We start from the raw sequence: 15100 nt of genomic DNA, 5'->3' as shown, positions 1-15100 counted from the left end.
CCTTACCAAATTAGGTGCTCATAATTGACCGGATGAACCGGCCGGGCACCGCGCGAGGAAGCGAGGGGACAGATTATGAGAACCGTTCAGCATGCCCTGTTGGCGTCAACCGCCGTGATCGCCGTGGTGGCGGGGACGGGCGTCGCCCAGGCCCAGTCCGCCGGTTCGGATCCGTCGGTCCAACTTGAAGAGATCATCGTCACCTCGACCAAGCGCGCCGAGCGCCTGCAAGACGTGCCGGTGTCGGTGACCGCTCTGACCCAGGACGTGATCGACCGCAACAACGTCCGCGAACTGGGCGATCTGGTGAAGCTGTCGCCTTCGGTGTCGATCGACTACGGCTCCCAGCCGGGCAATTTCAGCATCAAGATGCGCGGCATCGGCACCTTCTCGAACGGCATCGCCGTGGAGTCCGATGTCGCGGTGGTCATTGACGACGTTCCGATCGGCTTCCAGGCCGCCGCCTTCAAGGACCTGATCGACGTCGAGCGCGTGGAAGTGCTGCGTGGTCCGCAGAGCACCCTGTTCGGCAAGAGCGCCATCGCCGGCGTGCTGAACATCGTCACCGCCGCGCCTTCCAACACGCCCGGCGGCAAGGCCATGGCCCTGACGACCGACGACGGCGAGAAACGCGTCGGCTTCACCGTCACTGGTCCGATCAGCGACACGGTGCGCGCCCGCCTGACCGTGTCCAAGAGCGACTACGACGGCAACGTCAAGAACCTGACCACCGGCAAGAACGTCAACGGCAGCGCGGGCTTCACGGCCACCGCCAAGATCGAGTGGACCCCGACCGAAAACCTGAAGCTCAGCCTGGCGCCGCGGTTCAACCACAACGTCTCCAGCTGCTGCACCAGCCCGATCACCGAGCTGACGCCGGGCCTATTCTACCAGGGCGAACCCGGTTTCCCCGCGAGCACGACGTTGCGCGGGATCACCATCGACAAGAACAACCACTTCATCCGCGCCGACGACCGCATCGGCGGCGGCAATTCCGAGGTGTTCGGCGGCACGGCCCGCCTAGACTACGACTTCGGCGAGGGCTCGGTCCTGAAGGGCCACACCTTTTCGTCGATCACCTCCCAGGACCGCTGGAAGATGACCGACTTCCAGGACATCGACGGCACCGACGTGCCGTTCCTGCTGGGCTTCCCGGTCGCCAATCCCTCGGGCGTCAACAGCGGCGCCCGGATCAACGGTTACTTCCACGCCAAGTCGGTGACCCAGGAGTTTCGCCTGACCTCGCCGGGCGACACCCGGTTCCGCTACGTGGCCGGCCTCTGGTACGCCCGCAATGAGCTCGACCGCTATCTGGACCGCGGTCCGGTGCTGCAGCTGGCCCGCTACCTGGCCGAAAGCACCAACGAGAACTACTCGGCCTACACCAACGCCACCTTCGACGTGACCGACAAGCTCAGCCTGACCGGCGGCGCGCGGATCAACCGCCAGAAGATCGACTACCACTTCCACAAGACGATCTTCGCCAACACGACACCGGGCGCCTCGACCACGATCCAGGAGTTCAGCGGGGCCAACGATGACGACGCGGTGACCGGCAAGGTCGGGGTCCAGTATAAGTGGACGCCGGACATCATGACCTTCGCCACTTATTCGACGGGCTACAAGGGCCAGGCCTACGACCTGGTCAGCACGTTCGACGCGAAGATCGCGGCGAACATGCCCGTGCCGGCCGAGACGGCCAAGAACTACGAGCTGGGCCTCAAGAGCAGCCTGCTGGACCGCCGGGTCTATTTCAACGCCACCCTGTTCAACGCCGACTATCACGGCTTCCAGACCTCGCTGACCTCGTTCCTGCCGGACGGCACCTTCCTGACCTTCCTCAACAGCGTCGGCCACCTGCGCACCCGGGGCCTGGAACTGGACGGCGTGGCCCGCCTGACCTCCAACTTCCGCCTCAACGGGGCGTTCGCCTACACCGACGCGACGGTCATCGATTTCCCGAACGGCCCCTGCTACTCGGGCCAGCCGCTCCTGGCGGGCTCGCCGCTTCCCGTCGGCGGGGTGGGGGCGCCCGGGACCTGCTACACTCAGTTGCAGCCCATCGTGGCCGGCAAGCCGCAAACCGTCAGCGGGCGCCAGCAGAACCTGCACGGCGCGCGCCTGAACAACGTGCCCAAGTACAAGTTCAGCGTCGGCGGTCAGTACGACATCGACCTGCCCGACAACGTGCCGTTCACGGCCTTCGTCGGCGCCACATTGCGTTGGCAGGACGACATCAACTTCGCGCTCAGCCAGGACCCGCGCACGGTCCAGAAGGCCTACAGCGTCGCCGACCTGACTGTCGGGATCACCGACCGCGGCGGCAAGTACAAGCTGAGCGCCTTCGCCAACAACCTGTTTGACAAGCGGTACGCCCAAGGCCTGGGCAACGGCACTTCGGGTTACAGCAACCCGGCCATTCCGACGGCTCAGGGCAAGACCTGGTTCCCGGGCCGCGACGCCTTCCGCTACTTCGGCGCGCGCCTGGACGTGAACTTCTAGAACCCTCCCGCTCATCCCCCACTGTTGGCCGGTCCCGTTCGCGGGCCCGGCCAATTTTTTTGCGCGACGTTACCTTGGGGCGTGCCGCTGGGCGGGCCGCCTGTGCTATTGCCCGCGCTCTTGCTGGTGAACTTCCGCCCGAACGAGTGCGATCCGAATGCCCGACGCAGCCGACGATTTCGAGCCCGCCGACCCGACGCCGTCCGAGAACTCGGAAGAAGCCTCGAACGCGGTCGCCGCCGGGCCGACCGAGGCGGAAGTCCTGGAAGCGGCGACGCCCAAGCGCAAGGCCGCCAAACCCCGATCCAGGTCCAAGACCAAGAGCAAGGCCGCCGCCGCGCCGGCCGAGCGCATAGAGGCGGACGTCGTCGAAACGCCGACGGTCGAGACCGAAGCGCCCGACTCCGCGATCCTCAGCCCCGCACCCCTGGTCGAAATTCCAGACGCGACGGACGCGGAGCCGCCCGAAGCGATCGAGGCCGAGGTCGTCGAAACACCGGCGGCGGACGCGGCCGAACCGCCGCCTTCGCCGCCGGCCAAGCCGCCGATCTGGAAACGGCGGCCCTGGCAGATCGGCGCGGCCGCCTCGGTGGCGGTCGTGATCGCGATCATCGCCTCGCTGCTGTGGTCCCTGCCGCTGGGCCGGGCGCTGGAGCCCCTGGCTAATCCGACCCTGGTGATCGTGGCCTCGGACGGCTCGCCGATAGCCCGTCGTGGCTCCTATAAGGAAGCGCCGGTCGAGGTCGCCAAGCTGCCCGCCTATGTGCCCGGCGCGTTCATCGCCATCGAGGACCGGCGCTTCTACAAGCACATCGGCGTGGATCCGAAGGCGATCCTGCGCGCCATGGGCGCCAACGCCAAGGCCGGCGGGGTGTCCGAGGGCGGGTCGACCATCACCCAGCAACTGGCCAAGAACGCCTTCCTGTCCAACAAGCGGACGTTCCGGCGGAAGATCCAGGAGCTCGTCATCGCCGTCTATCTGGACGCGCGCCTGTCCAAGGACGAGATCCTGTCGCGCTACCTGTCGTCCGTTTATTTCGGCGACGGCGCCTTCGGCCTGCGCGCGGCGGCTCGGCACTATTTCGACAAGACGCCCGAGACCCTGTCGATCGGCGAGGCGGCGATGCTGGCGGGGTTGGTCAAGGCGCCGTCCCGCTGGGCCCCGACCGAGAACTTCGACGGCGCCAAGACGCGGATGAAGACCGTGCTAGGCGCCATGGTCGACACCGGGGTGATCACACAGGCCCAGGCGACCCGCGCGGTCCGGCAGGTCCACGTCCAGGCCGGCCGGCCGAAGCTGCCGGTGGGCTCCTACTTCGCCGACTGGGTTTTCCCCCAGGCCAAGGCGGTGTTCGAGAACACCTACGGCGAGACGGTGGTGCGCACGACGCTGGATCCCCGGCTGCAGGCCCAGGCCGAGAAGATCCTCGACCAGGCCATCGCCCGCGACGGCAAGGTGCTGAACGTCACCCAGGGCGCGATCGTGGCCATGCGCACCGACGGCCGGATCGTCGCCATGGTCGGCGGCCGCGACTACAAGGTCAGCCAGTTCAACCGCGCCGACGCCCAACGTCCGCCGGGCTCGGCCTTCAAGCTGTTCGTCTATCTGGCGGCCATCCGTCAGGGCATGACCCCGACCAGCCCGATCCTGGACGCGCCTGTCGTCGTCAGCGGCTGGACGCCCAAGAACCATGAGGGCAAGTACGCCGGCCGTGAGGTGCCGCTGATCACCGCCTTCGCCGCCTCGTCCAACGTGGCGGCGGTGCGCCTGGCCCACGACATCGGGCGTGACCCGATTGTCGCCACCGCCCGCGACCTCGGCGTCACCGACCCGATCCCGGACGACCTGACCCTGGCGCTGGGCACCGGGCCGATGAGCCTGGTGCGGCTGACGGCGGCCTATGCGGCCATCGACGCGGGCGAGGCGCCGGTGATCCCGCACGGCCTGGCCGACTGGAAGAAACCCGCCAACGTCCACCCGCTGACCAAGGCAGAACTGGCCAGCATGCGCGACCTGCTGCGCTCGGCCACCCAGCGCGGCACGGGCATCGAAGCGGCGATCCCCGGCGCGTTCGGCAAGACCGGCACCAGCCAGGACTACCGCGACGCTCTGTACGTCGGCTATGTCGGCGACTTGGTGATCGGGGTCTGGGTCGGCAATGACGACAACAGCGCCATGCGCGGCGTGGTCGGCGGCGGCCTGCCGGCCAAGATCTGGAAGAGCGTGGCCACCTATGCCGTCAATCGCGACGCGCCCACGACGCCCGAACCCGAAGGCGACGACGCCGTCTCGGCGGCCGAGGATCCGACGTTGCTGAACCCCGACGGCACGCCCGTGGAGGGCGCGGTCCCGGCGGAGGACACGACCGTCGCGCCGGTCGATGGAACAGCCCCGGTCGCGCCCGTTGCGCCGGCGGCGCCGAGCGTTCCCGTCGTCAGCGTCCCGGCGGCCCCGGTCGCGCCGACGGCGGATCGGCCTTCGAACTAGGAGCCTATTTCGCCGCGCTGGCCGCCCGCAGCGCGATCTCCTCGCGCTTGCTGGCCAGGCGCTCGCGGGTCTGCTCCATGGCCTCCAACTCGGCGGTCAGCAGCAGGTTCTCGATCAGCCCGCCCAGATGGGTCTGCATGGCCGATCGGGCGGCCTTGGGGTCGCGGGTGCGCAGGGATTCGATGATGTCGCGGTGCTCGTCGTTCAGCGGCCGCTTGCGCACGTGCCGGGCCTTTTCCAGCATCTGCATGCACAGGCGCGATTTGTAGCGCAGGTCCCAGGTGTTCTCGACCACGCGCACGATGGCGCTGTTTCGGGTGGCCTGGGCGATGGTGATGTGGAACTGGCGGTCGGCCAGCTCGGATTGCTCCTTGGTCGCCTCCTCGCTGTTCATTTCGGCGAGCAGGGTCTCCAGATAGGCCAGTTCCTCCTCGGTGATCAGGGTGGCGGCCAGGGCGGCGGCCTCGCCCTCGAACAGGCGGCGGGCCTCGGCCTGGTCGAAGGCTCCGATGTCCAGGTCGCGCGGCGGCGGCGGCGGTTGGCCGCCGGCGCGGACATAGACGCCCGAACCCTGCCGGGCCTCCAGCAGGCCGCGCATTTCCAGAGCGATCACGGCGCGCCGGATGGTGGGTCGGCTGACGCCGAACTCTTCGGCCAGGTCGCGTTCGGAGGCCAGGCGCTGGCCGGGCTGGTGGCGGCCGTCGGCGATAGCCTGGCCAATATCCGCGGCCACGCGCTGGTAAAGGCGCAGGGGATTGGCGGCCGTCGTCGTCGTCATCTCGTCTTCAACCCTCTCGACAGCGCTATCTTAGGCGGCGTCGCGCCGGAAGGGTAGGGCGGCGACGAGGCTCTAGTCGGCCGCCGCTGGGGCGCCGCCGCCGCTCATCGCCTTTTTGGTCAGCCAGATGCAGGGGATCAGCAGCACCGCTAGCCAGGCCGAGGCGCGGAAGAAGTCGATGGTCGACAACAGATAGGCCTGGTTGACCACCTGGGCGGTCACCGCGCCCACCGCCTGGGCGTGGCTCATCCCGGCGGCCTGCAGGTGGTCCACCGCCGCCAGCCAGGCCGGATCGTTCGAGCCCATGGATTCGGCGATGCGGTTCTGATGCAGGCTCTCGCCCCGGTCCCAAATCGTCGTGGTCAGCGAGGCGGCGAAGCTGCCGGCGGTGATCCGCGAGAAGTTCGACAGGCCCGAGGCGGACGGCAGCTGCTGGGGCGCCACGCCGTTCAGCGAAATGGTCACCATCGACAGGAAGAAGGTGCTCATCGCCACCCCCTGCACCAGCATCGGCCAGACCAAGGCCTTGAAGTCGACGTCCGGCGTGAAACCCGAGCGCATGTAGAACGACAGGGCGAACGCGGCCAGCGACAGGGTCGCGGTCCAGCGGGCGTCGACCTTCTGCATGATGCGGGCGGCGAACGGGGTCAGCAGCACGGCGACTACCCCGCTGGGGGCGGCGACCAGCCCGGCCCAGGTGGCGATGTAGTGCATCTGGGTCTGCAGCCACAGCGGCTGCAGCAGGTTGCTGCCGAAGAACACCGCGTAGCCCAGGCAGAAGGCCACCGTGCCCAGGGCGAAGTTCTTGGATTTGAACAGCGACAGGTCGACGATCGGGTGCTTCTCGTTCAGCTCCCAGATCACCCAGGCGATGAAGCCGACAATGGCCACCAGGGTCTCGACGACGATGGCCGGCGAATTGAACCAGTCGGCGTCCTTGCCGGTGTCGAGCATCACCTGCAGGGCGCCGACCCAGACCAGCAGCAGCATGAAGCCGGTGGTGTCGATCGGCACCTTGCGGGTCGGGGTCTCGCGGGTGGCGAGACCGCGCCAGCACAGGAAGGCGCAAAGCAGGCCGACGGGCACATTGATCAGGAAGATCCACGGCCAGGCGATGTTGTCGGAGATGCAGCCGCCCAGGATCGGGCCGCAGATCGGCGCCACTAGGGTAGTCATCGACCAGATGGCCAGAGCCGTCCCGCGCTTGCTGGCCGGGAAAATCATGATCAGCAGGGCCTGCGACCCGGGGATCATTGGGCCCGAGACCAGGCCCTGCAACACGCGGAAGCCGATCAGCGAGGGCAGGTTCCACGATACGCCGCACAGGAACGAGGCCAGGGTGAACAGCAGCACCGAGGCCACGAAGGTCTTGACCACGCCATAGCGGCCCATCAGCCAGCCGGTCAGAGGCACCGACACGCCGTTGGCCACGGCGAACGAGGTGATCACCCAGGTGCCCTGGCTGGAACTGACGCCCAGATTGCCGGCGATGGTCGGGATCGAGACGTTGGCGATGGTGCTGTCCAGCACCTGCATGAACGTGCCCAGCGCCAGGGCGATCGAGGTGACCGCCAGCATCATGCCGGTCAGCGGCGCGGGGCCCGCGGCGGGGGAGGAGGAGTCCTGGTCGGCCATGCGGCGCTTCCTTGGAGGGGCTTAAGGGCGCGGACTACTTTGAGATGTCGATGGCGGCCTTCATCGACAGGCCGACCCGCAGCGGGTGAGTCTTCAGCTCGGCCGGATCCAGGGCGATGCGGACGGGCAGGCGCTGAACCACCTTGATCCAGTTGCCCGAGGCGTTCTGGGCGGGGATCAGCGAGAAGGCCGAGCCGGTGCCGCCCGAGAGGCCTTTCACCCGGCCGTGGAACTTCACGCCGCCGCCGTAAAGGTCGGAGGTCAGGGTCACCGGTTGGCCGATGCGGACCTTGTCCAGCTGCACTTCCTTGAAGTTGGCGTCCACATAGGCGTCGGTCGTCGGGACGATGGCCATCAGCGGGGCGCCAATCTGCACCTGCTGGCCGACCTGAACGTTCTTCTTGGACACCACGCCGGCCAGCGGCGCGCGCAGCACGGTGCGGTCCAGGGCCAGCTGGGCGCTGGCGAGGCGAGCCTCGGCGGCCGCGATTTCCGGGTTCTTGCTGGCGGGCAGGCCCGAGATCAGGGCGGTGTTGACCTCGCGGTTGCCTTCCGCGGCGACGCGGCTGGCCTTGGCCTGGGCCAGGGCGGCGCGCGCCTCGGTCACGGCTGACTGGGCGTTGGTGAACCGGCTCTGGGCGATGGTCAGCTCCTCGCCGGAGACCGCGCCGGAGTCCGACAGGGCCTTGCGACGCGAGAGTTCGAGCCGGGCCTGTTCGAGGCTGGCCTGGGCGCCGGTCACGGCGGCGGCGGCGCGGGCGATGTCGGCGTCTCGGGCCGCGACCTGGCCGGCCAGGGCGTCGTCGCTGGCGAAGTAGCCGTTCACCTTGCGTTGAGCCTGGCCGAGCGCGGCCTGGGCGGCGAGGACGGCGATTTGGGCGTCGGCGTCGTCGATCACCACCAGCGGCTGGCCGGCGGCGACGACCTGGGTCTCGGAGACCAGCACCTTGGCGACCGGTCCGCTGATCAGCGGCGTTACCTGGGCGACTTCGGCCCCGACATAGGCGTTGTCGGTTTCGACGTGGCGCGAACCGATGAAGAACGCATAGAGCGCCCAGAGCACACCGCCGACGATGACCACGGCGGCGAGGCCGGTCAGCAGTTGTCGGCGATTGCCGTTGGGCTTGGTGGAGGCGGCGGTGTCGGCCATGGGGGAGGTCCTGGAGGCGCGAAAAGCGGAAAGGGCGGAGAGGGGGAGGACCGAGGTCAGGCTGGGGCGAAGCCGCCGCCCAGGGCGCGCACCAGGGCGACGTCCAGGGTCAGGGCGCGGCTTTCCAGATCGGCGACGATCCGGCGTTGGGCCAGCACCGCCAGCTCGGCGATCAGCACGTTCTGATAGGTGGAAAGACCGCCCTGATAGCGCAGTCGGGCGATGCGGAAGCCGTCCTCGTTGGCGGCCAGGGCGGCGCGGCTTTCGGCTAGCCGGGTGTTCAGGGCCCGCTCGCTGGCGGCCACGTCGGCTACGTCGCGCAGGGCCTGGGTGACGGCGGAATCGTAGGCGGCCATGGCGCCGTCGCGGTCGGCCTCGGCGGCTCGCAGGTTCGCCTTCAGACGTCCGCCCTCGAAGATCGGCAGGCTGACGGCCGGACCGACGCTGCCGACGTCGGAACCGCTCTCGAGCAGCTGGTCCAGATGCAGCGCCTGCACGCCGACCGCGGCGGCCAGGTTGACGTTCGGATAGAAGGCGGCCTTGGCCTGGCCGATCCGCTTGCTGCTGGCCTCGGCCCGCCACTTGGCGGCGACCACGTCGGGGCGGCGGCCGATCAGATCGGCGGCCAGATTGGCGGGCAGGCCGAAAGGCTTGAGGTTGGCGACCGACGGCCGAGCGATGGCCAGGCCGCGGTCCGGACCGGCGCCCAGCAGGGCGGCCAGACCGTTGCGGGTCTGGGCGATCTGCTCGTCTATGGCGGCCAGTTCCGAACGAGCGTTGGGCGGACCCGCCTGCGCTTGGCGCAGCTCGCCCCGGGTGTCGAGGCCGTTGGCGACCCGGTCGCGGACCAGGCTTTCAGTCTCCAGCCGCAAGGCCACGGAGCGTTCGGCCACGTCGCGCTCGGCGTAGAGCCGGGCCAGGTCCGCATAGGCGGCGGCGACCGAGGTGGCCAGCATCAGCCGGGCCTGGGCGGCGTCGGCCTGGGCGGCCCTGGCTTCCGAGGTGGCGGCGGCGACGGCCGCGCGGTTCTTGCCCCAGAAGTCCAGCTCCCAGCTGAAGTCCAGGCCCAGCCGGCCGTAGTTATTGTAGCCCTGCGGCACGAAGTCGGGCGGGATGCCGTTGTTGTAGCTCTGCTTGGCGCGCTCGACGCCGGCGTTGACGCTGAGGCTGGGCAGCTGCGCGGCCTTGGCCTGGTTGGCCAGGGCCTGGGCGCGGCGCAGGCGGGCCTCGGCTTGGGCGAGGGTGGGCGAGCCGACCAGCGCCTCGTCGATCAGGGTGTCCAGCTGGGCGTCGCCGTAGGCCTTCCACCAGGCGTCGGTCGGCCAAGCAGCGGCGTCCGAGGCGGAGAGGGTCTGGGCGGTAGCGTAGGCTTCGGGGGCCTTGGCGACCCGGGCCGGCGTCGCGGCGGGCATCGTGGCGCAGGCGCTGGTCAGCAGGGCGGCCAGCAGGATCGAAGCCGTGGCGCCGACCTCGCGGGACCTTGGCGACCCGGAAACCGCTGGGGAGGCGACGGGCTTGTCCAGGGCGTTGGGAGTCATGAGCGGCCGATCTTGAATTGACCGTACTGTACGGTCATATAACGGCGCTGATATAACCGCGAGCTTGACGGGATCAAGGGGGACCCCGAAGGAAAAGAAATGATCCAGGACGTGAAACCGCGTCTCGACCGAGACGCCCGCCGCGAAGCCATCCTCGACGTCGCCAGCGACGTGTTTCAGGAGGAGGGCTACGCCAACGCGTCCATGTCGACGATCGCCGCGCGGGTCGGCGGGTCCAAGGGCACGCTCTACAACTACTTCAAGAACAAGGAAGAGCTGTTCGCCGCCTATGTGGTGCGCCACTGCGCCTGGCAGCGCGACGCCATGTTCGAGATCGAGTCCGAGCTGGGCGACATCCGCGAGGCCCTGATCAAGACGGGACGCATCTACCTGTCGATCGTGCTGAGCGACTTCAGCATGGCCAATTTCCGGGTCATCGTCGCCGAGGCCCAGCGCACGCCCGAAATCGGCCTGGCGTTCTACGAGGCCGGCCCCAAGAGCGGGTCGAAACGGCTGGGCGCGACCCTGCAGAAGGCGGTCGAAAGCGGCCAACTGAAAATCGACGACCCGGTTCACGCCGCCCAGCAGTTCATCGGTCTGTGCCAGAACCGTCTGTTGAAGGCCCGGCTGTGCAACGTGATGGCCGAGCCGACGCCCGAGGAAATCGACCGCGAGGTGCTGCCGGCGGTCAACATGTTCCTGGCCGCTTACGGGACCGGCCGCTAGGCGATTTCCGCTTGGCGGGAAGGGCTTGAGACGGCACTGGGTTCGACGAGGAGGCGCGGCTGTCCAGCGCCCCGCAAGAGGGAAGCTTGGCCATGCAAGGCGTCACGATCGTCGACCACCCCCTGGTCCGCCACAAGCTGACCCGGATGCGCGACAAGCAGACCTCGACCAAGACCTTCCGCGCCCTGATGCGCGAGACGGCGACCTTGCTCTGCTACGAGGTCACCCGCGCCCTGCCGACCCATACCGTCGAGATCGAAACGCCGGTGGCGCCGACCCGGGCCGAGGAGATCTCCGGCAAGAAGCTGGTCTTCGCCCCCATCCTGCGCGCCGGCCTGGGCATGGCCGAGGGGATGCTGGACCTGGTGCCCTCGGCCCGGGTGGCCCACATCGGCCTGTTCCGCGACCCGACCTCGCTGGAGGCGGTGGAGTATTACTACAAGACGCCGGAAGACATCGCCGACCGGCTGGTCATCGTGGTCGACCCGATGTTGGCCACCGGCCACACGGCGGTGGCGGCCCTGACGCTGCTGAAGCGATCGGGCGTCACCGATCTGCGCTTCGTCTGCCTGGTGGCCTCGGTCCAGGGTGTCGAGACCCTCCGCGCCGCGCATCCGGACGTGCCGATCTGGACGGCCGCCGTGGACGCCGAACTGAACGATCACGGCTATATCGTGCCGGGCCTCGGCGACGCCGGCGATCGGACTTTCGGCACGCGCTGACGAAGGACGAGCGGCCCGGCCCTAGGCATCCAGGGTGACGTCGATCTTCATCTGGTCGTCGCCCGGATTGCCGATGACCTTGATGCTGACGCCCGACCATTTCGAGCGGGGCATGTTCAGCGGCGGCTTGGTCTTGCGGCCCAGTTCAGCGTTGCCCAGCGAGGGATAGAGGTCGTTGGAGTCGCCGCGATTGCCTTGGCCGAAGATCTTGGCCAGGTCGCGCCGGTTGTCGGCCTGCAACAGCTCGATGGCCAGGCGGCCCTCGTCGTTGACGTCCGCGACGGCCTCGTCGACCACATAGACCGCCACGCCCTGATCGGGGAGGAAGGCGTCCTGGCTGCGCTTTCGCCGGTACTCCACCAGCAGGTACTGGCTGTCGGTCATGAAGGCCGAGTTGCGGATCACTATCGGCGCGCCGCCCTCGGCGGCCGGCTTGAGCACCACGCCCTTGGTGCTTTCCATGATGATCTCCGGCTCGACCCAGCCGTGGAACATCCGCAGCATGCCGTTGGGATAGACCGGCGTCAGGCCGGAATTGCCCCACGATCCGGCCGCCATCAGGCAGTAGTTGCCAAGGCCGTTGGACTGGGTGCTCTGGGTGGCCCCGGTGTCATAATAGTCGGCCCAGCGCGCGGCCAGATGACCCCACTCGTGAGCGCAGACGCCGACGCGGCAGTCCTCGGGCACGGTCAGGTAGGTGCTGACCGAGATGCCATGGCCGACGTCGACGCCTTCCGGGATGATCCACTTGTGGCTCCAGATGTCGTTGCGGTCGCCGGTGGTCTCGGCGCCGCCGCCGGCGTGGATCACGAAGAGCGCCGTGACCGTCCCTTCGCCCAAGGCGTCGAACCCCGCGAAATCGACGCCGGCGAACTTGGCGGCCAGCACCGCGTCGCGCGCCATGGCCGGGGCGTTGCGCGGAAAGTTGTCGCTCATGCCCGAATTGCCGTCGGCGTAGAAGGCGATCGGGTTGGGCATCCGGAACCAGCCGTGGACCTCGCCGGTGACATCGATGCCCGGGCCGTCCTCGCCGCTGTCCTTGGTCCAGCCGCTGGCCCGGCGGTAGAAGTCGCGCATGCTGCCGGACGGGAAGGCCCCGACGCTGAACAGCATCTGCTCGTACATGCCTGTACTATGATCGTCTCCGTGCGGACGATCGGGGAAGTCGACCAGCAGCACCATCGTGCGGATCTCGCCCGCCAGCTTCTTCGACGGCTGGTCGATCCGCAGGGGACCCTTGATCCCGCCGATCCGGACCTCGCCGTCGTCCAGCCCGACATTGTTGGGCCCACGGCGGCTGGACCGCCAGACCTTGTAGAACGCCTCGAAGGTCATGTCCTTGTCGAGCCGGCCCTCGGCCAGCAGCGACAGGTATCGCGCATAGAGCTGGGCGATCAGGCCCGGCGAGGCCGGCACCGCGCATTGCTCGCGCCGGCAAGCGCACCCGGAAAACGGCTTGAACGCATAGCGCATGGGACCCTCCACGAGACGCCGACGCGGCTCGCACAGTGTCCTAAAAGTGCATGTCAGGCAAACTCAACCATTCAGGGATATTGCACTAGAACGGCCACCAGCCTCGCCACCAGGTCACGACGCCGTCCCAGAACGCGGCCAGGCGTTCCATGGGACTGGTCGCGGTCGGCGCCGTGACCGGCTTGGGCGGCGGGGCCGGCACGAACCAGCTCGGCGCGGCCGGCGGGGCGCAGTTCATCCGCATGCCCACGCCCTTCAGATAGCCCCGGCGCACGCTGCCCGCCCGGATCGCCGCCTGCACGGCCTTGTCGTGCCTGGCGGCGCCGGTCAGCCTGCGAACCCAGCCGCGGAAGGGCAGGACGTGCCGGGTGGTGTGGCGCACCTCGCCGACGCCCGCGCCATAGGCGGCGTCGGCGACTTTCTTGCCGCGCGAGCGGGTGTCGGGCGGGGGGGCCTCGTCCAAGTCCGGGCCCAAGGCCGCGTCCAGCCGGCCGATCTCGCCGGCGACGCCCTCGCAGCGGTCGAGGCCGGTCACGTCATAGGGATCTTCGACCGCGCGCTGCAGCACGGCGGGAATGGCGGTCTGCTTGAGGTTCAGGTCCTCCAGCGGCGCGGCCACCGCGTCGCGCAGGGTGTCTTTCTGTTGCATCGTGCCGGGGTCGGACGCCAGAGCGGGACCGGCCAGCAGCAAGGCCGTAATCATCAGCGGGAAGGTCGAGCGACGCATGCGCCGAGATCGCCCGTCTTAGCTGCACCGTGCAAGTGGAATCGCCAGCTAGGGGCGGCGGACGATCGCGCCGTCCTTCATGACCAGGACCACAGCCTTGGTCGCCTCGATGTCCCGGGTCGGATCGCCGGTCACCGCGACGATGTCGGCCAGGAAGCCGGGCTTCAGGCGGCCCAGGTCGTCCTGGCGGCGCAGAACCTTGGCGTCGACGGACGTGGCGGCCAGCAGGGCCTGGACCGGGGTCATGCCGTCCTTGACCATCCAGACCAGCTCGCGAGCGTTGTCTCCGTGGCGGAATACGCCCACGTCGCTGCCCATGCCGATGGTCACGCCGGTCTTCAGGGCCAGCCTGAACGCCCGCTCGGCGGCCTGCATGGCCGGGGTCGGCGGTGTCTTGCCGGCGACATAGCCCTGGAAATAGGTCGAGGTCGCCTCGCTGGCCGTCAGGGTCGGAAAGAAGGCCACGCCCTTCTCGGCCATCAGCTTGAAGGTGGCCTCCGAGCCGCCGTAGCCGTGCTCGATCGTGTCGACCCCGGCCAGGACCGCCCGCCGCATGCCCTCGTCGCCGGAGGCGTGCACCGAGACCGGGCGACCCGTGGAGTGAGCGGCCTCGACCATGGCCTTCAGTTCTTCCAGGCTGAAGGTCGGCTGGGTCGAACCGTCGGGGCCGACGCGATAGTCGGCGTAGATCTTGATCCAATCGGCGCCGGCCCCAGCTTGCTGGCGCACGGCCCGCACGGCCTCGTCGATCCCGCTGACCTCCTGGGCGCCCTGGGGCAGGTCGGCGTCGGGATTGTAGTTGCGCCGAGCCGGGCCGTAGGCGCCGGTGGCGACAATGGCGCGGGTGGCCACGAACAGGCGCGGGCCTGGGATGACGCCGTCCTTGATCGCCCGCTTCAGCGACACATCGGCCACCCCCGCGCCCTCGGTGCCCAGGTCGCGCAGAGTGGTGAAGCCGGCGTCCAGGGTGGCCTTGGCCTGCACCGTGGCGCGGACCACGCGATAGTCTGGCGCTTCCTTCAGCACCTGATCGTCCCAGGAGGTCTCGTTGTAGGGGTGCAGCAGCAGGTGGCTGTGCAGGTCCATCAGGCCGGGGATCACGGTCGCGCCGGGCAGATCGACGATCTCAGCGCCCGTGGTGTCCAGGCTCGCGGCGGGACCGACCGCGGCGATCCTGCCGTCCCTGACCAGCACGCCCCAGCCTTCGTGCGGCGCTCCGGCGTCCTCGGCGGTCCAGACCCTGGCGGGCTTGAGCAGGATCGGCTGGGCGGCGTGGGCGAGCACCGGCGAGAGGGGCAGGAGGAGGAGAGGCAGGGCGAGGGCGGTCAGCAGGCTGCGCATGGGAGACTCGGCGGTTGGGT

General features: G+C 68.8%; 11 protein-coding genes. 4 read left to right on the top strand and 7 right to left on the bottom strand.

Annotated features, from left to right (window positions below):
* The first annotated feature begins 99 nt into the window (after nt 1–99).
* Nucleotides 100–2502 (top strand): TonB-dependent receptor, encoded by a 2403-nt coding sequence (locus ASD38_RS15560; RefSeq protein ID WP_235523846.1) that lies wholly within the window; start codon nt 100–102, stop codon nt 2500–2502.
* 157 nt (nt 2503–2659) lie between these two features.
* Entirely contained in the window at nt 2660–4990 is a 2331-nt protein-coding gene (locus ASD38_RS15555) for a transglycosylase domain-containing protein (RefSeq protein ID WP_082554854.1), read from the top strand.
* 4 nt (nt 4991–4994) lie between these two features.
* Here the strand turns inward: ASD38_RS15555 and ASD38_RS15550 are convergent, their stop codons facing one another.
* The 4 genes from ASD38_RS15550 to ASD38_RS15535 all read right to left on the bottom strand — a co-directional run bounded on the left by ASD38_RS15550 (nt 4995) and on the right by ASD38_RS15535 (nt 10091).
* The gene (locus ASD38_RS15550; RefSeq protein WP_056461184.1) at nt 4995–5768 is read right to left on the bottom strand and encodes a FadR/GntR family transcriptional regulator; all 774 of its coding nucleotides are present in this window, start codon (nt 5766–5768) and stop codon (nt 4995–4997) included.
* 72 nt (nt 5769–5840) lie between these two features.
* Nucleotides 5841–7403, bottom strand: a complete 1563-nt coding sequence (locus ASD38_RS15545) for a DHA2 family efflux MFS transporter permease subunit (RefSeq protein ID WP_056461181.1) — start codon at nt 7401–7403, stop codon at nt 5841–5843.
* Nucleotides 7404–7437: 34 nt separating this feature from the next.
* Nucleotides 7438–8553 (bottom strand): HlyD family secretion protein, encoded by a 1116-nt coding sequence (locus ASD38_RS15540; protein ID WP_056461178.1) that lies wholly within the window; start codon nt 8551–8553, stop codon nt 7438–7440.
* A gap of 56 nt (nt 8554–8609) precedes the next feature.
* A complete protein-coding gene (locus tag ASD38_RS15535) occupies nt 8610–10091 on the bottom strand; it encodes an efflux transporter outer membrane subunit (protein WP_235523845.1) in 1482 nt (493 codons plus the stop codon).
* A gap of 99 nt (nt 10092–10190) precedes the next feature.
* Here ASD38_RS15535 and ASD38_RS15530 point away from each other — a divergent pair, with 99 nt between their 5' ends.
* A complete protein-coding gene (locus ASD38_RS15530) occupies nt 10191–10817 on the top strand; it encodes a TetR/AcrR family transcriptional regulator (RefSeq protein WP_056445322.1) in 627 nt (208 codons plus the stop codon).
* Between the two features lie 92 nt (nt 10818–10909).
* Nucleotides 10910–11539: a uracil phosphoribosyltransferase gene (gene upp, locus ASD38_RS15525; RefSeq protein WP_056445318.1), complete on the top strand. Its 630-nt coding sequence runs from the start codon at nt 10910–10912 to the stop codon at nt 11537–11539.
* 21 nt (nt 11540–11560) lie between these two features.
* On the opposite strand, the gene ASD38_RS15520 is transcribed toward upp, so the two are convergent.
* From ASD38_RS15520 to ASD38_RS15510, 3 genes are all read right to left on the bottom strand, one after another.
* A complete protein-coding gene (locus ASD38_RS15520) occupies nt 11561–13012 on the bottom strand; it encodes a M6 family metalloprotease domain-containing protein (RefSeq protein WP_056445316.1) in 1452 nt (483 codons plus the stop codon).
* 85 nt (nt 13013–13097) lie between these two features.
* Nucleotides 13098–13739 carry a hypothetical protein gene (locus tag ASD38_RS15515; RefSeq protein ID WP_056445313.1) on the bottom strand — a complete coding sequence of 214 codons (642 nt, stop codon included), beginning with the start codon at nt 13737–13739 and terminating at the stop codon, nt 13098–13100.
* Nucleotides 13740–13787: 48 nt separating this feature from the next.
* Nucleotides 13788–15080 (bottom strand): metal-dependent hydrolase family protein, encoded by a 1293-nt coding sequence (locus tag ASD38_RS15510; RefSeq protein ID WP_056445310.1) that lies wholly within the window; start codon nt 15078–15080, stop codon nt 13788–13790.
* Nucleotides 15081–15100: the final 20 nt, after the last annotated feature.

This window comes from Caulobacter sp. Root487D2Y (assembly GCF_001427165.1).
In the GTDB taxonomy this organism is placed as follows: Bacteria; Pseudomonadota; Alphaproteobacteria; order Caulobacterales; family Caulobacteraceae; genus Caulobacter.
This window is presented reverse-complemented; position numbering and strand designations above follow the sequence as displayed.